The sequence below is a fragment of the Nocardiopsis chromatogenes YIM 90109 genome, assembly GCF_000341185.1.
Lineage (GTDB): Bacteria > Actinomycetota > Actinomycetes > Streptosporangiales > Streptosporangiaceae > Nocardiopsis_A > Nocardiopsis_A chromatogenes.
The window spans coordinates 13579-39308 of sequence record NZ_ANBH01000266.1; the positions used below are offsets into that span (position 1 = coordinate 13579).

Annotated in this window: 21 protein-coding genes, 1 pseudogene and 1 CRISPR repeat array; of the genes and pseudogenes, 14 read left to right on the forward strand and 8 right to left on the reverse strand. The window is 73.8% G+C overall.

Features of this window, described 5'->3' with window-relative positions:
• The first annotated feature begins 289 nt into the window (after nucleotides 1-289).
• The 5 genes and pseudogenes from D476_RS0124345 (at nucleotide 290) to D476_RS34375 (ending at nucleotide 5592) form a co-directional block, all read left to right on the forward strand.
• A complete protein-coding gene (locus tag D476_RS0124345; protein ID WP_026123818.1) occupies nucleotides 290-1444 on the forward strand; it encodes a Gfo/Idh/MocA family protein in 1155 nt (384 codons plus the stop codon).
• Nucleotides 1441-2652, forward strand: a complete 1212-nt coding sequence (locus tag D476_RS0124350) for a dihydrodipicolinate synthase family protein (RefSeq protein WP_017626531.1) — start codon at nucleotides 1441-1443, stop codon at nucleotides 2650-2652. The genes D476_RS0124345 and D476_RS0124350 overlap by 4 nt, the downstream gene beginning before the upstream one ends.
• Entirely contained in the window at nucleotides 2649-3497 is an 849-nt protein-coding gene (locus D476_RS0124355) for a sugar phosphate isomerase/epimerase family protein (RefSeq protein WP_017626532.1), read from the forward strand. The genes D476_RS0124350 and D476_RS0124355 overlap by 4 nt, the downstream gene beginning before the upstream one ends.
• Entirely contained in the window at nucleotides 3400-4461 is a 1062-nt protein-coding gene (locus tag D476_RS0124360; protein WP_275041569.1) for a 5-dehydro-4-deoxyglucarate dehydratase, read from the forward strand. Before D476_RS0124355 ends, D476_RS0124360 begins: the two co-directional genes overlap by 98 nt.
• 46 nt (nucleotides 4462-4507) lie before the next feature.
• Nucleotides 4508-5592, forward strand: a pseudogene (locus D476_RS34375) (mandelate racemase/muconate lactonizing enzyme family protein).
• A 263-nt stretch (nucleotides 5593-5855) separates the two neighbouring features.
• On the opposite strand, the gene D476_RS0124370 reads toward D476_RS34375, so the two are convergent.
• Entirely contained in the window at nucleotides 5856-6473 is a 618-nt protein-coding gene (locus tag D476_RS0124370; RefSeq protein ID WP_017626535.1) for a TetR/AcrR family transcriptional regulator, read from the reverse strand.
• Nucleotides 6474-6620: 147 nt separating this feature from the next.
• On the opposite strand from D476_RS0124370, the gene D476_RS0124375 reads away from it, so the two are divergent.
• Nucleotides 6621-7805: an FAD-dependent monooxygenase gene (locus D476_RS0124375; RefSeq protein WP_017626536.1), complete on the forward strand. Its 1185-nt coding sequence runs from the start codon at nucleotides 6621-6623 to the stop codon at nucleotides 7803-7805.
• 463 nt (nucleotides 7806-8268) lie between these two features.
• On the opposite strand, the gene D476_RS0124380 is transcribed toward D476_RS0124375, so the two are convergent.
• From D476_RS0124380 to D476_RS0124400, 5 genes are all read right to left on the reverse strand, one after another.
• On the reverse strand, nucleotides 8269-9306 hold the full coding sequence (locus tag D476_RS0124380; protein ID WP_026123820.1) for a LacI family DNA-binding transcriptional regulator: 1038 nt from the start codon (nucleotides 9304-9306) through the stop codon (nucleotides 8269-8271).
• A gap of 99 nt (nucleotides 9307-9405) precedes the next feature.
• Nucleotides 9406-10290, reverse strand: coding sequence for an NAD-dependent epimerase/dehydratase family protein (locus D476_RS0124385; protein WP_017626538.1), 885 nt, complete (start codon nucleotides 10288-10290; stop codon nucleotides 9406-9408).
• 224 nt (nucleotides 10291-10514) lie between these two features.
• Nucleotides 10515-11417, reverse strand: a complete 903-nt coding sequence (locus tag D476_RS0124390; protein ID WP_017626539.1) for a DUF6807 domain-containing protein — start codon at nucleotides 11415-11417, stop codon at nucleotides 10515-10517.
• Nucleotides 11414-12580: a Gfo/Idh/MocA family protein gene (locus D476_RS0124395; protein WP_017626540.1), complete on the reverse strand. Its 1167-nt coding sequence runs from the start codon at nucleotides 12578-12580 to the stop codon at nucleotides 11414-11416. The genes D476_RS0124390 and D476_RS0124395 overlap by 4 nt, the downstream gene beginning before the upstream one ends.
• 93 nt (nucleotides 12581-12673) lie before the next feature.
• Complete coding sequence (locus D476_RS0124400) at nucleotides 12674-14026, reverse strand: Gfo/Idh/MocA family protein (RefSeq protein WP_026123821.1); 1353 nt, start codon at nucleotides 14024-14026, stop codon at nucleotides 12674-12676.
• A gap of 429 nt (nucleotides 14027-14455) precedes the next feature.
• On the opposite strand from D476_RS0124400, the gene D476_RS0124405 reads away from it, so the two are divergent.
• From D476_RS0124405 to D476_RS0124415, 3 genes are all read left to right on the forward strand, one after another.
• On the forward strand, nucleotides 14456-15331 hold the full coding sequence (locus tag D476_RS0124405; RefSeq protein WP_239648815.1) for a carbohydrate ABC transporter permease: 876 nt from the start codon (nucleotides 14456-14458) through the stop codon (nucleotides 15329-15331).
• Nucleotides 15321-16247, forward strand: coding sequence for a carbohydrate ABC transporter permease (locus tag D476_RS0124410; protein WP_020380493.1), 927 nt, complete (start codon nucleotides 15321-15323; stop codon nucleotides 16245-16247). Before D476_RS0124405 ends, D476_RS0124410 begins: the two co-directional genes overlap by 11 nt.
• 69 nt (nucleotides 16248-16316) lie before the next feature.
• Nucleotides 16317-17585 carry an ABC transporter substrate-binding protein gene (locus D476_RS0124415; RefSeq protein ID WP_017626544.1) on the forward strand — a complete coding sequence of 423 codons (1269 nt, stop codon included), beginning with the start codon at nucleotides 16317-16319 and terminating at the stop codon, nucleotides 17583-17585.
• A 76-nt stretch (nucleotides 17586-17661) separates the two neighbouring features.
• On the opposite strand, the gene D476_RS0124420 is transcribed toward D476_RS0124415, so the two are convergent.
• Nucleotides 17662-18780 (reverse strand): esterase-like activity of phytase family protein, encoded by a 1119-nt coding sequence (locus tag D476_RS0124420; RefSeq protein WP_017626545.1) that lies wholly within the window; start codon nucleotides 18778-18780, stop codon nucleotides 17662-17664.
• 193 nt (nucleotides 18781-18973) lie between these two features.
• On the opposite strand from D476_RS0124420, the gene D476_RS0124425 reads away from it, so the two are divergent.
• The 5 genes from D476_RS0124425 (at nucleotide 18974) to D476_RS0124445 (ending at nucleotide 23325) form a co-directional block, all read left to right on the forward strand.
• Nucleotides 18974-19423 carry a hypothetical protein gene (locus D476_RS0124425; RefSeq protein ID WP_017626546.1) on the forward strand — a complete coding sequence of 150 codons (450 nt, stop codon included), beginning with the start codon at nucleotides 18974-18976 and terminating at the stop codon, nucleotides 19421-19423.
• A 22-nt stretch (nucleotides 19424-19445) separates the two neighbouring features.
• A complete protein-coding gene (locus D476_RS0124430; RefSeq protein WP_017626547.1) occupies nucleotides 19446-19661 on the forward strand; it encodes an SHOCT domain-containing protein in 216 nt (71 codons plus the stop codon).
• 70 nt (nucleotides 19662-19731) lie between these two features.
• Nucleotides 19732-21573, forward strand: coding sequence for a pentapeptide repeat-containing protein (locus D476_RS0124435; RefSeq protein ID WP_017626548.1), 1842 nt, complete (start codon nucleotides 19732-19734; stop codon nucleotides 21571-21573).
• Nucleotides 21574-21691: 118 nt separating this feature from the next.
• A CRISPR array of direct repeats spans nucleotides 21692-22087; the repeat unit is 29 nt; unit sequence CTGCTCCCCGCGCACGCGGGGATGTTCCC.
• A gap of 271 nt (nucleotides 22088-22358) precedes the next feature.
• Entirely contained in the window at nucleotides 22359-22871 is a 513-nt protein-coding gene (locus tag D476_RS0124440; protein ID WP_017626549.1) for a DUF3592 domain-containing protein, read from the forward strand.
• Between the two features lie 103 nt (nucleotides 22872-22974).
• Entirely contained in the window at nucleotides 22975-23325 is a 351-nt protein-coding gene (locus tag D476_RS0124445; protein WP_020380494.1) for a hypothetical protein, read from the forward strand.
• 91 nt (nucleotides 23326-23416) lie between these two features.
• Here D476_RS0124445 and D476_RS0124450 read toward each other — a convergent pair whose 3' ends face one another.
• A complete protein-coding gene (locus D476_RS0124450; protein ID WP_017626551.1) occupies nucleotides 23417-25531 on the reverse strand; it encodes a phosphocholine-specific phospholipase C in 2115 nt (704 codons plus the stop codon).
• Nucleotides 25532-25730 lie beyond the last annotated feature (199 nt).

Below are 25730 nucleotides of genomic sequence, written 5' to 3' on the forward strand. Positions count from 1 at the left end.
TTTCCGTTCACCGGGTGTTCGGAAAACGGTCCGGGGGTGCGGGGGAGGGCCGTTCCGTCGCAGGTCGGGCGGGACGCGTGCGCTCTCCGGGGGCGCCGGAAGCCGTTGCCTCCGTCCGGGGCCTCCGGGCGCCGCCGTGCCGTCCCCGGCCTGTCCGGCGCAGTTCGGGCGGCCCGGCACTGGCGCCGGGGCGGCCCCGTGGCGTACTTTGGAAAGCGCTTTCTCGCGTGGTGCCGGGGACGAGCCCCGGCACCCGGCGCGCGGGAGGACACGTATGGCGGGAGAACACATGACTGATCGCGTTGTCGGCGTGGCGATGAACGGCGTCACCGGCCGCATGGGCTACCGCCAGCACCTGCTCCGCTCGGTGCTGGCGGTCCGCGAGGCCGGAGGGGTGCGCCTGCCCGACGGCGGCCGCGTCCTGCCCGAGCCCTACCTGGTCGGGCGCTCGGAGCAGCGGGTCGGCGAGGTCGCCCGGCGGCACGGCATCGAGCGCTGGTCCACCGACCTGGACGCGGTGCTGTCCGACCCCGGGGTGGAGGTCTACTTCGACGCCCAGATCACCAGCGCCCGCGAGGCGGCGGTGCGCTCGGCCCTGGCCGCCGGAAAGCACGTCTACGCCGAGAAGCCGGTGGCCTCCACCCACGCCGCCGCCCGCGACCTGGCCAAGCTCGCCCAGGCCTCCGGCGCGTCCAACGGGGTGGTGCAGGACAAGCTGTTCCTGCCCGGCCTGCTCAAACTGCGGCGCCTGGTCGACTCCGGCTTCTTCGGGCGCATCCTGTCGGTGCGCGGCGAGTTCGGCTACTGGGTCTTCGAGGGTGACTGGCAGCCCGGCCAGCGCCCGAGCTGGAACTACCGCGCCGAGGACGGCGGCGGCATCGTGCTCGACATGTTCCCGCACTGGCACTACATCCTGGAGAACCTGTTCGGCCGGGTGCGGGCGGTCACCGTGCGCACGGCCACGCACATCCCCGAGCGCCGCGACGAGGACGGCGAGCCCTACGAGGCCACCGCCGACGACGCCGCCTACGGGGTGTTCGAGCTCGACGGCGGCGCCATCGCCCAGTTCAACTCCTCCTGGGCGGTGCGGGTCGACCGCGACGAGCTGGTGGAGTTCCAGGTCGACGGGACCCACGGCAGCGCGGTCGCGGGGCTGCGCGAGTGCCGCGTGCAGCACCGCACCGCCACCCCCAGGGCGGTGTGGGACCCCGACGCCCCCGACCTGGCCGACTACCGGTCGCAGTGGCAGCGCGTCCCCGACAACCAGGAGTTCCCCAACGGGTTCCGCGCCCAGTGGGAGCTGTTCCTGCGCCACCTGGCCACCGGCGAGCCCTTCGGCTACGACTTCGCCTCCGGCGCCCGCGGCCTGCGCTTCGCCGAGGCCGGACTGCACTCCGCCGCCACCGGCACCCGCGTCGAACTGGACTGGGAGGACGAGGCATGACGAGCACCACCCACGGCCGGGCGGGCGCACGGGCGGCCCCGGAAAACCTTTCCCTCCGACTGCCCGACGGCGACGGCGGCACGGCCGAGTACCGGCCCGCCGCCGCCCCGCCGGTCCCCGCCTCCGGGAGCCCCCCGCGGTCGCGGCGCTGCATCGCCGCCGCGCACGTCGTCGCCGACCCCCTGGCCGGGAACGCCCCGGGCGCCCCGGCCCGCCCCGACTGGGAGGCCACGCTCGCCTTCCGCCACCACCTGTGGGACACCGGCCTGGGCGTGGCCGACGCGATGGACACCGCCCAGCGCGGCATGGGCCTGGACTGGGCCGCCACCGCCGAGCTGATCCGCCGCACCGGCGCCGAGGCGCGCGCCCGCGGCGCCGACCTGGTCTGCGGCGCCGGGACCGACCAGCTCGACCCCGCCGACGGGAACGGCCTGGACCCGGTGGTGCGCGCCTACACCGAACAGCTGGAGACGGTGCAGGAGGCCGGGGCCCAGCCCGTGGTCATGGCCAGCCGCGCCCTGGCCGCGCGCGCCCGCGGCCCGCAGGACTACGCGCAGGTGTACGGGCGCGTGCTCGCCCAGGCCTCGCAGCCGGTCGTGCTGCACTGGCTGGGCCCGGCCTTCGACCCGGCCCTGGCCGGGTACTGGGGCGCCGACGACCCGGCCGAGGCCATGGAACACGTCGCGGCCCTGATCACCGAGCACGCCGACCGCATCGACGGCATCAAGGTGTCCCTGCTCGACGCCGGCCTGGAGGTGCGGCTGCGCCGGATGCTCCCCGAGGGGGTCCTGCTCTACACCGGGGACGACTTCAACTACCCCGAGCTGATCCTCGGCGACGACGCGGGCCACTCCCACGCACTGCTCGGCGTGTTCGCCGCGATCGCCCCGGCGGCGGCCGAGGCGGTCCGGGCCCTCGACGACGGCGACACCGGCCGCTACCGGTCGCTGCTGGAGCCCACCGTCCCGCTCGCGCGGCACCTGTTCTCCGCGCCGACCTTCCACTACAAGACCGGAATCGCCTTCCTGGCCTGGCTCAACGGCCACCAGCCCGGGTTCACGATGGTGGGCGGGGCGCAGAGCGCGCGGGACATCCCGCACCTGTGCACCGCCTTCCGCCTGGCCGACCGGGCCGGGGTCCTCACCGACCCTGAGCTGGCCGTGGCGCGGCTGCGCAGCCTCCTGGACGTCGCGGGGGTGCGGCGATGAGCACCGCCGGTCCCGCGGCCGCCCCCGCCGACCCGCGCCTGGCGCGGCTGTCCCTCAACCAGGCCACGGTCAAGCGGCTCGGCGTCGCCCAGGCGGCCGACGCCTGCGCCCGCGCGGGCGTGCCCGCCATCGGCCTGTGGCGCGAGCCCGTCGCCGAGATCGGCACGGCCGCCGCCGCCAAGGCGGTGCGCGACGCCGGGCTGCGCGTCTCGTCCTACTGCCGGGGCGGCTTCCTCACCGGCCCCGACCGGACAGGCGCCCTCGACGACAACAGGCGGGCCCTGGACGAGGCGGCCCAGGTCGGCTCACCCTGCCTGGTCATGGTCGTGGGCGGGCTTCCCGGCGGCGACCGCGACCTGGCGGGGGCGCGGGCGCGCGTCACCGACGCCCTCGCCGAACTGGCGCCCCACGCCCTGGAACGCGGGGTGCGCCTGGCGCTGGAGCCCCTCCACCCGATGTTCTGCGCCGACCGCTCGGTGCTGTCCACCCTGGGCCAGGCGCTCGACATGGCCGAGACCCTGCCCGAGGCCGCCGCCGGTGTGGTGGTGGACGCCTACCACGTGTGGTGGGACCCCGGGGTCCACGGGCAGATCGCGCGCGCCGGGTCGCGCATCGCCTCCTTCCAGGCCTGCGACTGGGTGCTGCCGCTGCCGGCCGACGCCCTGCTGGGGCGCGGCATGGTCGGCGACGGCCACGCCGACGTGCGCGGGCTGCGCCGGGCCGTGGACAGAGCGGGGTACGACGGCGATATCGAGGTGGAGATCTTCAACGAGCGCGTCTGGGAGGCCGACGGGGACGAGGTCGTCGCCGAAGTGGTCCGCCGCCACCTGGCCCACGTGGTCTGACCCCGGGCCCACCCCGCGTACCCACCCCCCGACACCACGACGACGGGAGACATCCGCAATGCAGTTCGACGGCATCCTGTTCTTCCCCATCACCCCCTTCGACGACAAGGGCGCCCTGGACGAGGAGGCGCTCGACCGGCACATCCGCGACGGCATGGTGCACGGGCCCGGCGGCGTGTTCGCGGCCTGCGGCACCGGGGAGTTCCACGCGCTGGGCTCCGAGGAGCACGCCCGCGTCACCGCCCGCGCGGTCGAGGCGGTCGGCGGCCGGGTCCCCGTCGTGGCCGGGGCGGGCGGGAGCGTGCGCACCGCCGCCGAGCAGGCCGCGGCCGCCTCCGACCTGGGCGCCGACGCGGTCCTGCTGCTGCCGCCCTACCTGGTGGGCGCGTCCCAGCGCGGCCTGGTGGAGTACGTGCGCGCGGTCGCAGGTGCGGCGAGCGTGCCCGTCATCGCCTACCAGAGGGCGAACATGGTGCTCACTCCGGAGGCGGCCGCCGAGGTGGCGCAGATCCCCGGGGTGGAGGGCATCAAGGACGGGGTGGGCGACCTGGGCGGCATGCGCCGCATCGTGCAGGCGGTGCGGGCCGTGCGCGGGGACGGGTTCGCGTTCTTCAACGGGCTGCCCACCGCCGAGCTGACCTTCGCCCCCTACAAGGCGGTGGGGGTCCCGCTGTACTCCTCGGCGGCGTTCGCCTTCGCCCCCGAGGTCGCCACCGCGTTCTACCGGGCCGCGCACGCCGGGGAGCCGCTGGCCGACCGGCTGCTGGCCGAGTTCTACGAGCCGCTGGTGGCGCTGCGCGACCGCGCGCCCGGGTACGCGGTCGCCATGGTCAAGGCGGGGGTTCGGCTCCGCGGCGGCAGGGCCGGTGCGGTGCGTCCGCCGCTGACCGACCTGACCCGCGAGGAGGAGGCGGTGCTCGCCGACATCATCGACGTGGGCCTGCGCGCCGTCGAGGGGGAGTGAGCCGGTGGGGGACCGACACGGGGACGGGCGCGCGGGCGCGCTCCCGGTGCGGATCGCGTCCGTCGCGGTCCGCGCCCACCGGCTGGCGCCGGCCCNTCCTGGGACGGCGGCGTGGACAAGAACGACCTGGTCGTGGTGGAGGCGGTGGCCGACACCGGGCATGTGGGGACCGGCTTCGCCTGGACCCCGGGCGCGGGGGCCGGGGCGGTGCTGGCGCTGGTGCGCGACGACTGCGCGCCCGCCCTCGTCGGGCGGGCGCCCGACCCCGGGGTGTGCTGGGACGCGATGCGCGCCCGGCTGGCCGACGCCGGGTCGGGCGGGGTGGGCGCCATGGCGCTGGCGGCCGTCGACATCGCCCTGTGGGACCTGCGCGCCAAGGCCGTGGGCGTGCCGCTGGTCGAGCTGGTCGGGCGGCGCCGGGACGCAGTGCCCGCCTACGCCAGCGGGGTGAACCTGGACTACCCGAAGGAGGAGCTGCTCGACCAGGTGCGGCGGTGGAAGGCGGCCGGGCACCGGGCGTTCAAGATGAAGGTGGGCTCGGCCGACCCCGCGCGCGACGCGGACCGGGTGGCGGCGGTGCGGGCGGAGGTGGGCCCGGAGGCGGTCCTGATGGTCGACGCGAACCAGCGCTGGAACCTGCCCTCGGCGGTGCGGGCGCTGGGGGAGCTGGAGCGCTTCGCCCCGGCGTTCGTGGAGGAGCCGCTGCCCGCCGAGGACCTGGCGGCGCACGCCCGGCTGCGGTCCCGGACCGCCCTGCCGTTCGCGATGGGGGAGAACCTGCGCACCGAGCGGGCGTTCGCCGAGGCGCTGGCGGCCGGGGTGTGCGATGTGGCCCAGCCCAACGCGGTGCGGGTCGGGGGGATCACCCCCTTCCTGCGGATCGCCAGGGCGGCGGCCGAGGCGTCGGTGCCGGTGGCGCCGCACCTGTTGCCGGAGCTGTCGACCCAGCTGGCGCTGTGTGTGCCGCGGGCGGCGATGGTCGAGGACATCGACCGGGCGTGGCTGGAGGACCTGGGAGCGCTGGAGCACCCGAGCGGAGTGAAGGTGAGCGGCGGCCGGGCGACCGCGGACACGGGCGCGGGCCACGGCTTGGCGTTCCGGAAGGACCTGCCCCCGCTACCGGAGGGGTAGCGGCCTCTCCCCGGCGGTGATCCCGGCGCAAGCGCTGCCGGGACCGTGGCCGGAACCACCGGTCGGAACCACGGGAATGACGGCGCGTTCGTCGGGATCACCGTGGGCGGCCCGGGACTCGGCGTCTCGGCGTCGGGCTCGGGAGGGCCGCCCCGACGAACACGGTCCGGCGCCGGGCCTTCCGAGCGCAACGCGCGCCCCCGCCTGCGGTGGCCCCGGGGGGCGGCCTGATGGAGGCGGTCGAAGGGCCGAGTCCTGCGAGGTCACCGCGGAGGGCCGACGGCCCCGCGCACCATGGCGGCGGCGAGTTCGCCGACCTCCGCCCGGTCGAGCCGGTCGGCCGGGCGTGAGACCAGGGCGAAGAGGGCGCCGTTGTAGAGGGTGGCCAGCGTCTGGACACCGGCCTGGGGGACCGGCGTCCCCATCGCGGCGTGCAGTCCCCGGGTGACGGCGAGCGCGCTGTCCCAGAGCGCGGTGAGCACCTCGGACAGCGCGGGGTGGCGCCGCGCCTCCGACTGGAGTTCGAAGACGGCCAGGTAGCGGTCGCGCAGGGCGGTCGCCGCCGTCCAGAGCGAGTCGGCGAGCAGCTCGGCCAGGTCGTCGGCGCTCCACGGCCCCCACCGCCCCTCGGGGGTCCCCGGCGCGGGGCCGCCGCCCGAGGTGGCCGCGTCCATGTCCGCCATGTGCAGCTCGCTGATCCGCTCGGCGGCCGCGACCAGGAGCGCCTCGCGGTTGCGGAAGTAGTTCGAGGCGGTCCCCGGCGGCATGCCCGCGAGCCGTTCCGCGGACCGGTGGGTCAGGCCGTGCGCCCCCTGGTCGGCGAGGAGGGTGATGGCGGCATCGGCGAGGGCGCGGCGGCGGGCGGGGTTGGCGGGGGGCATGGGTCGAGTCTAGGGCGCTCCACCTGGGGCGTTCCCGCGTTCCCCCACCCCCTCATGCCACTACCTTAGTAGTGAATAGCATTCACTACTAAAGTAGTGAACGCGCGGCGGTCCACCGGCCGCGTGCTGACGAAGGAGGGGACGGCAATGGGGGAGTCCACGGCCACGGTGGTCGGCGGAGGGATCGCGGGGCTCGCGGCGGCGACCGTGCTCGCACGGGCGGGATGGGCCACCGTCGTCCTGGAGGGCCGCCCCGACCTCAGCGAAGCGGGAGCCGGGGTCGCACTGCCCCGCAACGGCGTCACCGCCCTGCGCGCGCTGGGGTTCGACGATGAACTCATCGGGCGGACCGGCTACCGGACCGTCCTCACGGGGTTCCGGGACCGCTCCGGCCGCCCGATCCTGGCCGTGCCCAACAGCCCGGACATCCGCCCCACGATCACCGTGCTCGGGGTCCACCGGCAGCGGCTCCACTCCACGCTTCTGCGCATGGCCCGCCACGCCGGGGCCGAGGTGCTGGGCGGAGCCCGGGTCACGGCCGTGCGGCCAGGGGTCCCCGGAGGGCGCCGCGCGACCGTGGCCTGGCGGGCCGAGGGGACCGAGCGGACGGCGGAGTCCGACCTCGTCGTCGGGGCGGACGGGATGTGGAGCACGGTCCGCAGCGAACTCTTCCCGCAGGCCAGGGCGCGGTACAGCGGCAGCACCAGCTGGCGCGCGATCATCCCGAAGAACGGGTTCGACGACCGCCTCCTGGAGTACTGGGGCCCAGGCGCGGAGTTCGGGGCGATCCCGGTCAGCGACACCGAGCTGTACTGGTACGGCTATTTCCGCCACCCCGAAGGCGCGGTCTTCGACGACGAACCCGCCGCCGCGCGCGCCCGGTTCTCCGGGTGGGCACCGGAGATCGCCGAACAGATCGCGGCGACCGCCCCGGAGAACCTGATGCGCCACGACGTCCACCACCTGCCCGGCGGACTGCCGAGCTACGCGCGGGGACGGGCCGTGATGGTCGGCGACGCCGCCCACGCCGCGCTGCCCACGATGGGGCAGGGGGTGTCCACCGCCCTGGAGGACGCGGTCTGCGTCGGGGCGCTCATCGGGGCACCGGTCGCACGCGGCCGCGACCTGGGCCCCGCCCTGGCGGCGTTCGACGCGGACCGGCGCCCGCGCTGCCGGGCGATCACCCGGCAGTCGGCCCTCATCGCGCGGATCGGAGCCGACCTGGGCGGCGGCCTACCCCAGAAGGTGCGCAACGCCGGGTTCCGTCTCATCCCAGGACGGACCCTGGCCCGAGCAGGGGCACCACTCGTGCAGTGGACACCCCCGGCATAGCACGTGCCCCGCTCACGGACCCCGGCCGTCCGGCAGGCCGTCGGAGCGCGAGGTGGAGAGCGGCGACGATCCAGGTGGGCGGCCCCTGCGGCAGCGTTGCCGAGTGCACGGAGTGTGCGCGGTCACCGTTCTCGGTGGCGACGGGACCGGCAGGTGGCCCGCTGAGGGCTGCTTGCCGGGCGGCGGGCCACAGGAGCGCGGGAAAGTGAGCACCGGCGAAAAAGCGGTGACCCTTACTGCAGTGCTGTCGACCGCCAGGCGTGGGGACGGTCGCCGTGACCAGCAGCGACAGACCGACAGGTAGCCCGCTCACCGGCCCCGACCGGGCGGCGGCCCCTGCGGCAGCGCTTTCGAGCGGCGGGTGTGCGGGTCGTCGCCGTCCTTCGCCTCGCTCCGGCGGCCCGGCGCTCGGCTGGTCCGTAATGGGGTACCTGCTGTCGCCGTGTCGACCCCTTCGGAGCCCTTACGCAGGGGGAGCCGTGCTGTCCCGCAGGACCACCTCTGCCCCTGCCGGGACCCTTCTCGGGTGGGCCGCCGGGGCCTCGGTCAGGGCCAGCCTCGCCGCCTCCTGGCCCATCCACTCCAGCGGCAGCCGCACCGTNNTCAGGGACGGGATCAGGTCGCGCAGCGTCGGAATGTCGTCGAACCCGGCCACGGACAGGTCCTCCGGCACCCGCAGGCCCGCGTCGCGCAGGGCGGCGATCGCGCCCGTCGCCATCACGTCGTTGACCGCGAACAGGCACGTCGCGTCCGTCCCCGCCGCAAGCAGGCGCTGCGTGGAGGCGTACCCCCCGTCACGGGTGAACGCCCCGTGCACCACGTCGTGGTAGGCGGGCTCGATCCCCGCCTCCGACAGCGCCCCGTGGAACCCGTCCAGGCGGTCGCGCGCCGTGCGCAGGTCCGGCGGCCCCGCCAGGACCGCGAACCGCCGGTGCCCCATCGTGATCAGCCGCCGGGCGAGGTCCGCCGCGCCCTCCCGGTTGGCCGGGACCACCGTGTCGGCCGGAAGCCCGCCCTGCGACACGCACGCCACCCGGCCGCCCTGGGCGGTGAACCGTTCGATCTCGGCGGCCAGGTTCCGGTTCCCCGCCTCGTCCACCGTCCTGGTCCCCGCCAGCACCACGGCCTTGGCGCGGTGCGCCCGCAGCGTCGCCAGGATCTCGGTCTCCCGCTGCGGCGTGCGCCCCGTGGTGCCCAGCACCACCACCAGCCCCTCCTCCTCGGCGCGCCCGGTCACGCCCGCCGCGATGCTGGAGAAGTACGGGTCGGAGATGTCGTGCACGATCAGCCCCACCAGGGAGCTGGAGTTGCGCGCCAGCGCCTGCGCCGAAGCGTTCGGCAGGTACCCCAGCTCGCCCGCGCTCGCCATCACCTTCTTACGCAGCTTCTCGCCCACCTGCCGGGTGCTGCCGTTCAACACCCGGGAAGCGGTCGCAAGCGATACCCCCGCATGCTGTGCGACCTGCTCCAATGTGACGTTCCCGCTGCTCTGGCTCTCCACTTGCGGTGTCCTCCCCGCCCCCGGTCCGCGAACGCCCGCCGCCCGACACGTTCCGCGGAACCGCGCCCCCGCCGGACGGAAAACTTTTTCCTGGCTTTCCTAGGATCGTAGCCGCTCGCGCCAGGTGCGTCGGGGGGCCCATCCCAGCAGCCTGCGGGCCTCGGCGCTGGAGAAGGCCGCCTGCCCGGGCGCCAGCGACGCCGCCGCCCCGGCGGTCCCCGGGTGGAAGCGCGGGAGCAGCTCCGACAGCGGCCCCTCGGCCATCGGGTCCTCGGCGATGGCGTGCAGGACCCGCCCCTGAGCCGCCCCCGAGCCGTCCTCGGCGATCAGCGCGAACAGCTCGGCGGCGTCGTAGGCGTCGATGTAGTTGAACAGCGACGCCGCCGCCAGCTCCGGGCGGGCCAGCCGCTCGGCCACCGTATGCCCCTGCTGCGTAGGCGCCCCCTCCCACTCCTCGGGCGCGATGACGTACCCCGGGCGCACCGCCGTGAACACGCACCCGCCCTCGGACGAGCGGGCCAGCGTGCGCACCGCCTCCTCGATCACCGCCTTGCTCAGCCCGTAGGCGTGCACAGGCGCCACCGGGTGCCCCTCGTCGAGCGGCAGCCGCTCGGGCGTCCAGTCCGCGGCCCCGTACCCGAAGACCGTGGGTGAGGAGGCGGCCGCCACCGAGTGGGCCCCGTGCGCGCGGGCGTCGTCCAGGACCCCCCAGGCCAGCCGCGCGTTCACCGCGACCGTCTCGGCGCCCGGCCGGGCGTTCGGCACCGCGATCCCCGCCAGGTGCGCCACCGCCTCGGGCCGGACGTCGGCGAACACGTGCGCCCGCGCCTCGTCGTCCAGCAGGTCGACCTTGCGGAACTCCACCCCGGGCCGCTCCGGCCCGGCGGAGGCGTCCACCGACGTCACCTCGTGGCCGCGCCGGGCGAACACCTCGACGACGCTCCGGCCCAGGCGCCCGGACCCTCCGGTGACCAGCACGCGCATTCCAAGAACCGCCTTTCGTGTTGTGAGGGGGAGGGGAGAGGAGGGGCAGAGAGGAGGACGGGGAAGGGAAAGCGGGGAACGGAAGGGGGCTTTCCTCTTTTCCCGCCACCGTGCCCGCCCGCCCGCCCGATCGGGCNCGGAGCCGCCGGGGAGTGAGGGGATAAGGGGGGAGGACAGGAAAAGGGAGACGAGGGAGGGGCAGGGGAGGGGGAGGAGAACCCCCTCTACCCCGGCAGGTCCGCCACCAGGCGCCCCGCCTCCTCAGCGGACAGGTGCCCGTCGGCCACCACGACCGCCCAACCCCGCTCCACCACGTCCCCGTCGGCGACGCGGAGCACCTCGTCCCAGGCCAGCGACGTTCCCACCCCCGGGTACTCGGCGGCCCGGATGAACCACGGATCGCGCTCCGTACCCGTCTGCGCGAACACCAGCGTCCACGGCCCCCCGGCCGGAGCGGTGCCCGACAGCGCCACCCACTCCGCCCGCGATCCGTGCAGCTCCGGTTCGCCCCCGGGCGCTGAGCCGAAGCACTCCGGCGCCTTCCCGGCGATCGGCGCCCGCCAGAACAGGCCCCCGTACCCCGCACCCGGCCGCCCGTTGGTCGCCGGGCTCCCGATGGCCAGCCCCCGGCCCGCGGTGTTGCGCAGCCGCGTCCCCATCCGGAGCACCCACGCCCCCTCCGCCGCCGGGGCCGCCGACACCGTGCGCTCCTCGCGCAGCAGCTCCCCGCCGTCCGGCCCGGTCCACGACAGCTCCTCCACGCGCCGGTCCGGCGCCTCCTCCCGCCACCGCACGTGCTCCTGGCGGCCGTGGTTGTCCAGCATCACCGACCCCCGGTCCGGGGTGAAGGTGCGCCCGCCCCAGAAGCTGGAGCCGTCGACGTCGGCCACGGTCACCCCGGTGCCCAGGTGGTGCCGGTGGTCGTCGGGGAAAGCCTCGGTCACGGCGGTCCCGCCCAGGGTGCGCACCGGGTGCAGGAAGGCCCGGGGCGACAGCCCGGGGGCGACGTCGGCGCCCGACCGCAGCTCGGCCACGGGCAGGCCGGACACGTCCAGCGCGGGGACGGGGCGGCCGGGCCGGGCACCCCGGCCGCCGCGCCCGCCGTCGCCGTTTCGCGGATCCGTCACGCTCGGCCGCCTTTCCCGGCGGCCCAGGGCACGCCGATCTCGGAGAACAGGGCCACCCGCTCGGCGCTGGCGAAGACCGCCTCGTCCACGCCGCGCACCGTGCGCCGCAGCCCCTCGTCGGTCATTGCGCACTCCTGGGCGCCGGAGGGGACCGGTTCGGGGTCCGGGGCGGTGCGCACCGCCTCCAGCACCCCCATGAACCCGGCCACCGCCCTCGGCGGCACCAGCAGCCGGGCGCCCCCGTCGGCGTGGTCGAGCAGGTTCTCCAGCAGGTCGGTGCGCGGGTGCACCGACACCCGCTCCTCCCGCCCGCGCCGCAGCACCACCCGGTCGCGGGTGTACTCCAGAACGATGCTGCCCTCGGAGCCGTGCACCGTGACGAACGGGTCGCGCGCCTGCTCGGCGCAGAGCGTCACCGCCACCGCCACCGGCGGCCCGCCGCGGGGGCGCACCCGCACGCACGAGGTGTCGTCGGCCTCGATCGGGTGCGCGTGGAACAGTTCGGCCTCCACCCCCTCGGGCGGGGTCCGGTCGGCCCCGGCCACGGCCAGGGCGGTCGCCACCGCGTGCGCGAAGGGGTTGGTCAGCGCCCCGTCGACCACGTCGCGCCCGTCCAGCCTGCGGCGCCCGGCCCAGTCGGCGCGCGCATAGTAGGCCGAGGTGCGCACCCAGGTCCCGGCGGCGCCGATGCCGCGCACCTCGCCCACGGCCCCGTCGGCGACCATCCAGCGCACCGCCGCCACCGCGGCCGAGCCCAGGCTCTGGAACCCGATCTGGCAGGCCGGTTCCGCCGCGTCGGCGGCGGCGCACAGGGCGTCGAACTCGGCGGCGCTGGGCGCGGGCGGCTTCTCCAGCAGGACGTGGGCCCCGTGCTCCAGCGCGGTGCGGGCCAGCGGCAGGTGCGTGTGGATCGGGGTGGCGAGCACGGCCGCCCGGGCACCGGTCCGCTCGATCAGGCCGCCCAGGTCCTCGGAGACCGGGACCGGCCCCAGCCCCTCCAGCGCGCCGTCGGCGAGCGCGGCCCGCTCGCACACCCCCACCAGGCGCACCCGGCCGGCGTCGGCGAGCCTGCGCAGGTTGCGCAGGTGGGAGCGGCCGTGGCCGTTGGCGCCGGCGAGCACCACCGGAACGGGCGCGTCCGGGGCGGCGGGGCCGGTGGGCATGGGGTCCTCCACGGGGCTTGGAAACCGTTTGCTCAATCTAGGCGCCCCTCACCCCGCGGTCAACGCCGCCGGTGCGCTCCGCGCCGCCCCCGGTCACCGGCGGCCCCCGGCGGCACCGCCCGGCAGCAGGTCGGCGGGGAGCAGGCCGTCGATCCGCTCCGGCGCCCCCGAGGCCATCGAGGCGTTGGCGGCCAGCCCGGTCAGCAGCGCCCGGGCGCCGTCGGCGTCGTCCGGGCGGATCCCGTCGTCGGCCCCGCCGAACAGGGAGTCGAGCATGCGCACGTCGCCGCCGCCGTGCGTGCCCTCGCCCACCTCCACCGGGATCTCCTCCGGCGGCCGCCAGTGGTTGTGCAGCACCAGCCGGGACACGGTGGACTCCTTGGGCGCGGGCATGCCGCGCACCGGCGCGGCCCCGTCCCCGGGCGGCGGGGTGGAGGGCACCTCGGTCACGTCCAGCTCCAGGCGCCCCTTGCTGCCGGTGAAGGCGACCCGGTAGCCCTCCCACGGCGAGTAGGCCGCCAGGTGGTAGCTGAGCCGCACGCCGGTGTCGTAGCGCACCAGCACCGACATGTCGTCCTCGATGGTGATGCCGGGCCCGAACACGTTGAGGTCGCGGCGGTAGCCGTCCTCGTGCTCGGCGTCCAGGTAGAGCGCGGTCAGGTCCGGGCTGTCGGCCATGTGCAGGGCGAACGGGTCGCCCTGGGCCTCGGGGGCGGCGTGTCCGCGCTCGTACCCGGCGGCCAGCCCGTGCCGCCTGCCGTTCTCCTCGCCGTAGAAGAACAGGCCGCCCCAGGCGAAGACCTCCTCCGGGCGCGCCCCGGTCCACCAGTTGACCAGGTCGAAGTGGTGCGAGGACTTGTGCACCAGCAGCCCGCCGGACTGCCGCTTGTCGCGGTGCCAGCGGCGGAAGTAGTCGGCGCCGTGGCGCAGGTCGAGCAGCCACTCGAAGTGCACCGACCCGATCTCGCCGATGGCCCCGTCGCGGAGCATCCGGTGGACCTGCCGGTGGACGGGGTTGTAGCGGTAGTTGAAGCCGACGGTGACGCGGCGCCCGGTGGCCCGGCGGGCCTCGGCGATGCGGCGGCACCCGTCGAGGTCGGCGGTCATGGGCTTCTCGGTGATCGCGTCGCACCCGGCCTCCAGGGCGGCGACGACGTAGTCGGCGTGCAGCCGGTCGACGGTGCACACGATCACCTCGTCCACCCCGTGCTCGGCGAGCATCGCCGTGAACTCCTCGGGCGGGTGCGTCGCCGCCTCGGGGTGCCCGGCCTCGGCCAGGATCGCGTTGTGCACCGCCATGCGGGTGCGGTTGGGGTCGCACAGCGCCACGAGCCGCCCCCGGTGGGCGTGGGTGGTGGCGAGTGCGGAGGTGTACATCCGGGCCCGGGATCCGGTGCCGACGACGGCGTACCGCCGGGCCCCCTGGTGCTGCGCTGGATCGTTCACCCCTCCGACGGTAAACGCTTTCCAATGTTTTGGCCAGAGGGGGTCGGCGAAGCCCGTTCGGGAACCGCGTGGCCATGGTGGCCAGCGGGGGAGAACCGTTGACACCCCTGTAACGCGGTGCTAAAAACGGAGCATTCTATTCCATGGATAGCGCTTACCAAGGCATTCGCCCCCATGGCGGGGTGTGGTCTCGCCCACGTTCCGCCGGGGGCCTCCAACCCCCGGACCGACGAGATTGGCGGTCGCGAAACATGAGCGCAGAAAGCGGATTCCGGCGCGCCCCGGCAGGGGGAGGTGGGCTCCGGTGACCGCGGTCCTCAACAACCGCCCCGCCGCGGGTGCCGCCCGCGGCGGGGGCGCCCGCGCCNCGGCGCCCCCCGGCGCCCGAAGCCGGGCCGCGGTGCGGCCACGCGGCGGCGCCGGGAGTCCCTGGCCGCCTACGGCTTCCTCGCCCCCTGGTTCCTGGGGCTCGGGCTGATCACCATCGGCCCGATCATCGCCTCGCTGTACTTCTCCTTCACCGACTACAGCCTCATCGGCGGCGCCGACTGGGTCGGGCTGGAGAACTACCGCCGGATGCTGGACGACCCCCGCCTCCACCAGTCGCTGGCGGTCACCTTCCAGTACGTCTTCATCTCGGTGCCGCTCCAGCTCGCCATGGCGCTGGCCCTGGCCATGGTGCTGGACCGGGGGGTGCGCGGCCTGCCGCTGTACCGGTCGGTCTACTACCTGCCCTCACTGCTGGGCGGCAGCGTGGCCGTGGCCATCCTGTGGCGCCGCATCTTCGGCGCCAACGGGCTGATCAACCAGCTCCTGGAGGCGGCCGGCGGCCTGTTCGGCCTGAACCCCGCGCTGCCCGGCTGGGTCTCCGACCCCGAGTACGCGCTGGGCACCCTGATCATCCTGAACGTGTGGACCTTCGGCGCGCCCATGGTCATCTTCCTGGCCGGGCTCCGCCAGATCCCCCGTATGTACTACGAGGCCGCGCAGGTGGACGGCGCCGGGCCCGCCCGCCGGTTCTGGTCGGTCACGGTCCCCCTGCTCACCCCGATCATCTTCTTCAACCTCGTGCTGCAGATGATCAACGCCTTCCAGACCTTCACCCAGGCGTTCATCGTCAGCGGCGGCACCGGGGGCCCATCGGACTCGACCCTGTTCTACACGCTCTACCTGTACCAGCAGGGGTTCGGCTCGTTCGACATGGGCTACGCCTCGGCGATGGCCTGGCTCCTCCTCATGATCATCGGAGGGTTCACCGCGGTGAACTTCCTCGCGTCCAAGTACTGGGTCTTCTATGGCGACTGACGAGACGGGCACGCGCGCCCCCGTGCGCGACGGGCGCGGCGAGCGGGACGACGAGCGCGCGCGGCGCCGCAGGGCGGCCGAGAGCAACGAGCGCATCCGCCGGTTCTTCATCCACGTGGGGCTGGTCCTGTTCGGGCTGGTCATGCTCTACCCGCTGCTGTGGATGCTGGCCAGCTCCTTCAAGCCCACCGAGGCCATCTTCCGCGACCCCGGGCTGTGGCCCGGCGCGGACTTCACCGCCGGGAACTACGGGGACGGCTGGACCTCCCTGGAGTTCCCCTTCCACCACTACGTCATCAACTCGCTGATCGTGGTGGGCGCCTCGGTGGTGGGCAACCTCATCGGCTGCTCGATGGCGGCCTACGCCTTCGCCCGGCTGGAGTTCTTCGGCAAGAAGCTGTTCTTCGCCGTCATGCTGATGACGATCATGCTGCCGGTGCACGTGGTGATCGTGCCGCAGTACATCCTGTTCGCCAACCTGGGCTGGATCAACACGTTCCTGCCGCTGATCGTGCCCAAGCTGCTGGCCACCGACGGCTTCTTCATCTTCCTGATGGTGCAGTTCATCCGAGGGCTGCCGCGCGACCTGGACGAGGCGGCGCGCATCGACGGCTGCGGCCACGTGCGCATCTTCTGGCGGATCATCATGCCGCTGAGCCTGCCCGCGCTGGCCACCACGGCGATCTTCACCTTCATCTGGACGTGGAACGACTTCTTCGCCCAGCTCATCTTCCTGACCTCGCCGGACATGTACACGGTGCCGGTGGCGCTGCGCACGTTCGTCGACTCCACCACCCAGACCTCCTGGGGGCCGCTGCTGGCGATGTCGGTCGTCGCCCTCGGCCCGGTCTTCGGGTTCTTCCTCGCCGGTCAGCGGTACCTCGTCCGGGGCATCGCCACGACCGGGATCAAGTAGTCCCCCACCTTTCGAAGGGAACCCCCCGACATGGCAGCACGCAAGCGCGGAGCACCCCCTGCCCGCAGAATGCTCGCCGTCCCCGCCGTTGCCGCGGCGGCGGNCCTGCTGGCCGCCGGGTGCGGCGGCGGCGGCTCCGGAGACGGCGGCGTCGAGCTCCGCTTCTCCTGGTGGGGCTCGGACGACCGGCACGAGGCCACCCAGGAGGTCATCGACCTCTTCGAGGAGCGCAACCCCGGCATCACCGTCACCGCCGAGTACACCGACTGGGACGGGTACTGGGACAAGCTGGCCACCAGCACCGCGGCGAACGACATGCCCGACGTGGTCACCATGGAGGAGCGCTTCCTGCGCGAGTACTCCGACCGGGGGGCGCTGGCCGACCTCAACGGGCTGGAGGGCCTGGACACCTCCGGCGTCGACGAGCTGGTGGCCTCCTCCGGCGACGTGGACGGCCAGAAGTTCGGCGTGGCCACCGGCGTCAACGTGTTCGCCGTGATGGCCGACCCGGCCCAGTTCGAGGCGGCGGGCGTGGAGATGCCCGACGACCGGGCATGGACGTGGGAGGAGTACGTCTCCACCGCCGCCGAGATCACCGAGGCCAGCGGCGGCGACATCCACGGCTCGCAGAGCATGGGGTACAACGAGAACTCCTTCCAGATCTACGCCCGGCAGAACGGGGAGGCGCTTTACGCCGAGGACGGCTCCCTCGGGTTCAGCAAGGAGACCCTGGAGGACTGGTTCGGCCTCGTCGCCCAGATGCAGGAGGACGAGGCCGTGCCCAGCGCGGCCGAGAACGTGGAGATCGAGGCGGGCGGGCCCGACCAGTCGGTGCTCTCCACCGGTTCGGGCGCCATGGCGCACTTCTGGTCCAACCAGCTGGCCGCCATCTCCGGCGCCGCCGAAGGCGAGGTGGAGCTCCTGCGCTACCCCGGTGAGTCCGAGTTCGACCGCACCGGCATGTACTTCAAGCCGGCCATGTACTACTCGGTCTCGGCCGGGACCGACCACCCGGAGGAGGCGGCGCAGTTCGTCGACTTCCTGCTCAACGACGTGGACGCGGGGCGGATCATCCTCGCCGACCGCGGCCTGCCCGCCAACACCGAGGTGCGCTCGGCGATCGTGGAGGACCTGGACGAGGCCGGGACCCGCTCGGCCGAGTTCGTCGAGGAGCTGCGCCCGGACATCGTGGACGGCCCGCCCCCGCCGCCGATCGGCGCCGGCGACGTCGTGGAGATCATCAAGCGGATCACCGACGACGTCCAGTTCGGCGAGCTCACCCCGGAGGAGGCGGCCGACCGCTTCATCGAGGAGGTCGAGGCGGCCACGCAGCAGTAGGGCGCCGACACGGTCCGGGCGGCCGGGGCGGCACGGTCCGCCCCGGCCGCCCGCGGCTCCGCGCCCGGTCCGGTCCTCACCCCAGGGCGACCGCGACCACCTGGGTGACCTGCCCGGAGGAGAAGTTGTCGTCGGAGACGAGCACCAGGGTGCGGCGGCCGTCGTCCAGCCGCGGCCCCCAGGTCATGCCTTCGACGTTGTCGACGTGCTCCAGGCCCAGCGCCGACAGGTCGAGCACCGGCTCCTTGTCGGCGATGAGCCGGTGGTCCGGGTCGCCGGGCAGCCTCCACACCCGCGACACGTCGGGCGCCGCGTCCAGGTCGGTCCGGTACACGCGCACGCTGTTGCCGACGCCTTGGACGTAGTCGCGCTCCAGCACCAGGAACTCCCCGGGGGATTCGGGGTCCTCCAGGATCGAGGTCACCCCGTTCTCGGCGTGCCCGTCGGCCGGGTCGGGCTCGGCGGCGGCCGGGTCGGCGGGGTAGGCGTGCTGGGAGAGCAGGCGGCCGCGCCGGTCGGTGACGGTGATGCGCACCGGTGCGCCGTGGTCGGGCGAGGTGCGCGGGCCGTCCTGGTAGAGCGGGCCCTCCATGGCGGTGACGACGGTCCCGTCGGAGGCCAGGTCCATGCCCTCGAAGGTGAGGTTGGCGCGCGGCCCGGTCTCGTGGCGGCTCATCCGCAGGCGGGGGTGGGCCGGGGGCAGCGCGCGCCGGGTGCGGCCGTCGGCGTCGGCGGCGCGGACCTGCGGGTGGCGGAGCACGGGGCGGCCGTCGCCGATGCGGCGGTCACCCTCGGTGGTCCACCACACCTGCCCGGTGGCCGGGTCGAGCCGCACCGATTCGGGGTCGACGGTCTGCGGCGCGTACGGGCGGCCGGACCGGTCCCGCAGTGTGGTGAGGCCGGTGACGGCGATGCCGCGCACCCCGTCGGCGTCCACGCCGATCCGGGCGGTGTAGAAGCGGGCGGGCGCCTGCTCCGACCGGTCGTCGCTGATCAGCAGGTAGTCGCCGGTGCGGGGGTCGCGGTCGATGCCGGACAGCCCGCCCACAGGGGTGCCCTGGAAGCGCGTGCCGTGGTCGACGACGGCCGACCCGAGCAGCTCGGCCGGTGGGGAGGCGTGGGCGGGGGAGACGGGGGAGAGCGCGAGGGCGGCCGCGGCGGTGGCGGCCGTGGCGGCGGCGGTGTACCTCTTCACGCTTGGGCACCTTAGGGCGCGCCGGCCACGCCGGGGTGAGCGCCCGGTGGCCGGATCGTGCCGCACGGGCGACCGGTAGCGGTCGCGCGTCGGGGCGGGGGCGCGTGCCGGGTAGGGGTCGGGGGAGAGGAAGGAGTCCACCATGCAGCCTCCTTCGGGAAGCCCTCCGGACCAGTATCCTCCTACGCCGCCCGTGCCGGGGTCGTACCGGCCGCCCGGCACCGTCACCGCGGTGCGGGTGCTGCTGGTCATCGGCGCCGTCGTCGGCCTGCTGCTCGGCCTGCTGATGGCGGTGGCCGTGGTCATGCTGCCGATGGCGGCGGACATGCCCGAGGCGCAGAGGGTCTTCGAGCGACAGGGGGTCGACCCCGACACGGTCCTGGGAACGGTGGTGATCGGGCTGGCCGAGTCCCTCGTCTACGGGGCCATCGCACTGGTACTGGCGCTCGTGATCGGGCGCCGCTCCACGCCCGTGTTCTGGGCGGCGGTGGTGTTCTTCGCGCTGGCGGCGGTCTACTCCGTGGGTTCCATGGTGCTGGTCGGCGAACTGTTCGCCAACGCGGTGTCGCTGCTGTTCAACGCTGCGGCCCTGGTGTTGTTGTCCCTCCCGGCCTCGCGGGCGCACTATGGGGTGGGCAGCTGAGAGCGCGGAGGCGGTGGCGGCGATGACGGTGCTGGGCGGCATGGTCGTGGTCGCCGCCATGGCGGCGACGTTGGCCTGGCTGGTCGCGATGGCCGTCTACGGCGGCCGTGCCCCGGANGCCGCCGAGGAGCGTCCGCGTTTGGACCCCGCTCTGGAAGAGCTGCGCCGCCGCTACGCGCGCGGAGAGATCGGCCGCGAGGAGTACCTCCAGCGCAAGATCGACCTGGAGACGGACTGAGGCCGGAGCCGGTCACCTCTCCTGCCGGTGCGCGGCTTCGCCGGGTGGCATCCTCCGCTAGACAGGGCCCATGGAGACCACCGTCGAATGGGACACCTGCGCTGTCGGCGAGGGATGCCGCGGTATCCGGGCCGCCGGGACGGAGGCGTGCCTGGCCCACCTGGACCCTGAAGCCTTGGACGAGTTCCTTGCGAGTCTGGGCCCGGGAAGCGACCTGGACGCCTCGGGGACCGTGATCAGCTCCGACCTCTTGGACCGGCTGCTCGACGCGCTCAGGGATGAGGACGGATGGGCGGTCCTCGGGCATGTCCGATTCACCGAGGCGCGCTTCGACGGCAGCACCGGATTCGGGAACACGCACTTTAGGGGCAACGCCTGGTTCATAGGTGCGCACTTCGAACACACGGCAGGGTTCACAGGTGCGTACTTCGAGGGCCTCGCCCAGTTCTCGGGGGTGCGTGTCGGGGGCGATGCCTGGTTCATGGGCGCATGGTTCCGAGACAACGCGGACTTCATGGAGACGCACATCGGAGGCGATGCCTGGTTCACCGGGGCGCACTTCGAGCGCGATGCCTGGTTCGCAGGAGCGCACTTCGGCGGCGCCGCCGCGTTCAGGGGCGCGCATATCGAGCGCAACGCCCTGTTCGGCGGCGCGCGCTTCGAGGGAAGCACCGGGTTCGTGGACGCGCGCTTCGGGGGCAGTGCCGAATTCTCCAAGGCGGTGTTCAACGGTTCCAGCGGCCTTGCCATCGCCGCCTCCGGGCAGGTGGACCTCTCGGACGCGACGTTCCCTTCCCCCGTCGACGTGGAAATCGATGCCGCCGGGATCGACCTGAGACGGGCGGCCTTCCCGTCGGGGGTCCGGCTGGTGCTGCGGCACGCGGCAGTCGACTTGGAGGGAGCCCGGATCGAGGGGCCCTCGACCCTCTCGGGCGCGATTCGACCCATGATCGCAGAAGAGGACGAGGTTCCCACCGGAGGGCCGGTCCCACCCGGATACAGTCCGCGGCTCCTGTCTCTCCCGAGCGCTTCCGAGGTGACGACGGCGGGACAGGCGTGGATGCCGGTGGTGGTGTCCTTGCAGGGTGTGGACTGCACTCACCTGTCGCTCAACGACGTGGACCTCTCCTCGTGCCGCTTCGCCGGGGCGATGAACCTGGCCGCCCTCGGCCTGCAGGGCCAGTGCGTCTTCGCCCGTCCGCCCAGATCGCGTGGCGGTTGGTTCGGTCGGGCGGTGCGGTGGTCGCGGCGCCGGGTCGTGGTCGAGGAGCGCGAGTGGCGGACGACCATGGGGGACCGCGGCTGGGTGCGGGACCCGCACGAGGTCGAGCGCCTGACCGGAGTGGAGCGTCCGGAGGTGTCGGCCGAGCAGATGGCCGACCTGTACCGCGGCCTGCGCCGCGCACTGGAGGAGAACGCCGACCAGCCCGGGGCCGCCGACTTCTACTACGGCGAGATGCTGTTCCGTGCGCGCGCCGCGTCCACCCCACCGGCGGAGCGGGCGATCCTGTGGGCCTACTGGGGGTTCTCGGGGTTCGGGCTGCGCGCGTTGCGGGCGCTCGCGGCACTGGCGGTCCTGGTGGCGGTGACCACGGTGGTGCTGGCCGGGTGGGGGCTTCCGGGCAAGGCTCCTCAGCAGCAGGTGGAGTTCACACTGCCACCCGGCGCGAGCGGCGGGGAGGTGACGGCCGAGATCGACAAGCCACCGGCGGAACTTCCTGACGCTGGGGAGCGGTGGTCGGGCGACCGATTGGAGAAGGCCGCACGGATCGCAATGGGAGCGGTGGTATTCCGCGACGGCGGCACGGAGCTGACGGACGCGGGGGCCTGGACGGTGGTGGTGGCCCGGTTCACGGGGCCGGTGCTGCTGGCACTGGCGGTATTGGCGGTGCGCAACCGGGTGAAGCGGTAGTGGAGGTCATGGGGAAGGGTCTTCTCGGCGTCCGGTGGTTACGCTGGCGGTGTGCGTGGGATGAGCGAAGTTGTCGAAAACAAGAGATTGCTTGGTGTATCGTCCCAGGTCAGAAAGACTGCTCCCCGCGCACGCGGGGATGTTCCCCAGCACCAGCGGCAGCGAGTCGTCGTACTCCTCTGCTCCCCGCGCACGCGGGGATGTTCCCGATCATCATCAACCCGATCAGCAGCAGCACCACTGCTCCCCGCGCACGCGGGGATGTTCCCGACGAGGAGGAGCCTGTGTTCTGGCGGTGCTTGCTGCTCCCCGCGCACGCGGGGATGTTCCCTGACCGGTGGCGGAGTCAGTGAGGCCGTGGACCTGCTCCCCGCGCACGCGGGGATGTTCCCCACCGCCACCGGGTGCGGCGCCCCCGGCCAGTCTGCTCCCCGCGCACGCGGGGATGTTCCCTGGGAGGGGCCGGCGCTCTGTGACCCCGCTTCCTGCTCCCCGCGCACGCGGGGATGTTCCCACCGTCGACGACGGCGGTGGCGGGTTCAGATGCTGCTCCCCGCGCAGGCGGGGCTGCTTGTTGCATGGCCGGACTGGACTTGGGCTGAGGAACGTGGGGTGTGGAGTCGAAAAGAGGTCGGCCTTCACCGTCTGGAAGTGCCATCGCATGACAGGGGTCTCCCCGCAGCTTGTGGCAGGAGGTCCCCGGCGTCATGGAACGCCTCGTTCCGGGTATCGGACCGGTGCTCAGTCCCCCAGCCCGGAATGTCGGGAGAGTCCAGGAGCCGAACGTGCCCCGGGAGAACGTCATCCCGTTCATCCTTCAGGTCGTGCTTCCGTGGCTGCTGGCGGCCGTGGTCATAGCCGTCGCGGTGGCGGGCAACGTCTGGGTGGTTCGACGGGTCTATTTCCCCCAGGAGTCCCCCGAAGAATTCAACGGGCGTGCCGAAGCGGTGGTGACCGGCTACGAGAGGTCCGGTGGGGGAGGGCCCAACCCGCCGGATGTGGATGTAATGGTCGACTACTCGGCCGACGGGCGCCGTGTTACCGGTGCCGAATTGCGCGGCGACGGCGCCATGGGGCATTCGCCGGGCGACACCCTCACCATCGCCTACCACCCGGAATCCCCGGACCTGCCGTTCACCTTGGAGACCTTGGAGCAGCCGGGACCGATCGCGCGCCTCGGTGCGGTCGTGCCGGTCATGCTCTTCGGCGCGCTGTGGGTGTGGGTCGCCCCCGCATGGGCCGCTGAGGTCTCCTGCCTCGAAACGCGGTGGTGGATGCGCCGGGCGCCCACACGATAGGGGCGGCGGTGCCTCGCCCCGGGTGCCGACATCGGCGGTCACTGAGGAGTCCTGAGTAGGCGCACTCATGTCCGAGGCGCCGGGACCACGGCACCCTCGCGGCATGGACACATCCTCCGAAGACCGTGCCGACCCCGAATACGACCCGAAGTGGAACTACATACCTGTCGTCTCCCTGCTGGCGGCGATCGTCGGCGCCGTTCCCGTCTGGTTCGTCCTCATGCTGGGGCTGTTCGCGTTCGATCCCTGCTCCATGAGCCTCGATGGGACGTGTGTGGAGCAGACCATCCACTGGTACGCCGCGGCCGCGTCGGGCCTCGCGGCCTTGGTGTGCGCTGTCCTCACCTGGCCCTGGCCCCGGCGCCGCCGGATGAGGCCCGTCCGCCTGGCCTTCTTCATCGGCGAGCTGGCCGGGGCGTGCGCGGCCGTACAGCTCATCTTCACCATGCCCTAGAGGTTTCGGCTGTTCAGGGCCGTCATGCCCCCGGGACTCGCAAGCCGGAGGCGGCCCCCGCTCTTGGGGGGCGCCTCCGATGCCGCGGGCGTCAGCCGGTGACGCTCTCCTTACCGTTCTCGATGTGGCCGGCCATCCGGCGCTGGAAGGTGTCGTCCCCTTCGATGGTCACGGTCAGGTCGTACCACCCCTCGGCCGGGGCGGTCGGCCAGTTCTCGGTGTGCTCTCCGCCCGGGGCCACCCGGACCGTCTTCGCGGGCTTGCCCGCCCCCTCCGCGTACGCCTTCGGGGTGATCGTGCACTCCAGTTCGGCGCTTCCGCTGTTGGACAGGGTGATGCCCAGTCTCCGGCCCTTCGGGTGGACCCGGGTCCGCACGCCCGCCGACGACCCCGGGGCGTCGGCCGCCGCCGCCCCGGCGAACTCGCGGCGGAACCCGTTCGGGCCGACCACGGTGAAGTCGTAGCCGTCCCCGGTGACCGGAACCGTCCACCCCTCGCCCTCGGCACCCGGGGCGACGTCGCGGTGCTGCGGGACGTCGAACTCCCCGCCGTACGGGAACAGCGCCAGGTGGGTGCTGGACGTGCCGCCATTGGACGCGGCCAGCGCGACCTCCCCGGCCTCCGGGTCGAAGTCCCCGTACAGGTCGGGCTGGTAGGGCAGCGGGCGGGCCGGGCGCGTGCCCGGCTCCTGCTCGGGGATCCGCCCCTCGGCCGGGGGCAGCGGGCGCCAGCGGCCGGTGAACTCCGGGATCTCCCCGGGCTCGGTCAGGCCCGGCTGGGGCCGCCCGCGCGAGAAGTCGAAGGCGCCGGTCAGGTCGCCGCAGACGGTGCGCCGCCACTCGGTGATCGCGGGCGCGCCGACCCCGGTCAGCCGCTCCAGGAAGCGCACCTGGGAGGTGTGGTCGAAGACCTCCGAGCAGACGTAGCCACCCACCGTCCACGGGGACACGACCAGCATCGGCACACGCACGCCCAGCCCGGTGGGCGCGCCTTGCCAGCGCTCCTCCTCAGCGCCCGGCGGCGGGACGGGCGGCGGCACGTGGTCGAAGAAGCCGTCGTTCTCGTCGAAGGAGACGATGACCGCCGTCTTCCTCCACACCTCGGGCGACGACGCCAGCGCGTCCAGCACCTTGTAGGTGACGGTGGCGCTGTGCACCGGCGACGAGACGCTCGGGTGCTCGGACTCCTCGGAGTTGGGCACCAGGTAGCTGACCCGGGGCAGCCGCCCCGCCTCGACGTCGGCGCGGAAGGCGTCGGCGAGCGACCCGGGGCGTCCGCGCCGCAGCCCGCGCTCGTACAGCTCCCGCTCGCCCTCGGACAGCGCCTCGACGCCCTCCTCCAGCAGGGCCAGCCGCCGCTCCCGCTCCTCCTCGGGCAGGTCGGCCACCTCGCCGTAGAACTCGGTGAGGCCGCTGTAGTCGCCCGCCTTCGACAGGGCCTTGCGCGCGACGGTCTTGAAGGAGGCGAAGAAGTCGAGGTTGTTGTCGGTGAAGTTGTCCCACTCCTGGTAGACGCGCCAGCTCACGCCCGCCCGCTGCAGGTGCTCGGGATAGGTCGTCCAGTCGTACCCCGGGTGCCGCCCCTCGTCGTAGGCGTCGTTGCCGACCGCGCGCCGCCCGTCGGCCTCGAACCCGGTCCACCCGCTCACCCAGTGGTTGCGGTTGGGGCTGGTCGAGGTGTGGATCGAGGAGAAGTAGGCGTCGCACACGGTGAAGGTGTCGGCCAGCTCGAACTGGAAGGGGATGTCCGCGCGGTCGTAGTGGGCCATGGTGGCGGGGGTCTTGGCGCCGACCCAGCCGTCCATCCACCCGTCGTTCCAGGCCGCCCGGCCCCCGTCCCAGGAGTGGTCGAGGGCGCCGACGTACTGCAGGTCCTCGTTCTGGCGCTCGGCGGCCGCGCGTACCGAGAACGGCGGAACCGGCGCCCCCTCCGCCCCCTGCTCGAAGACGCTCCGCCCGTCGCGCAGCCGCACGGCGTTGCGGTCGCCGAAGCCCCGGACCCCCTGCAGCGTGCCGAAGTAGTGGTCGAACGACCGGTTCTCCTGCATGAGCAGCACCACGTGCTCGATCGCGTCGAGCCCGCCCTCGGGCGCCGGTTCGGCGAGCGCGGCCCGCAGCGACGGTGGCAGGAGCGACGCCGCGGCCGCCCCCGCGGCCCCGGCGGCTCCCGCCTTCAGCAGTCTCCGCCGTGAGATGTCCAGGGTCATGGGGGATTCTCCTTCCGCTCCGCCTTGCCGGGACGACCATCCCGTCCCACCTGCCCCAGGGGCCAGGGCCCAGGCGACGCTAAGCAGCCGGGGGGACTCGGAAGCGACTCTCGGGTGGAAAACAGGAGAATTCCGTCGGGAGGCGGCGGGGAGAGGGGCGGCCGGAACCGGCGGATCCCTGCCGTCGGCGGCCCGCCCC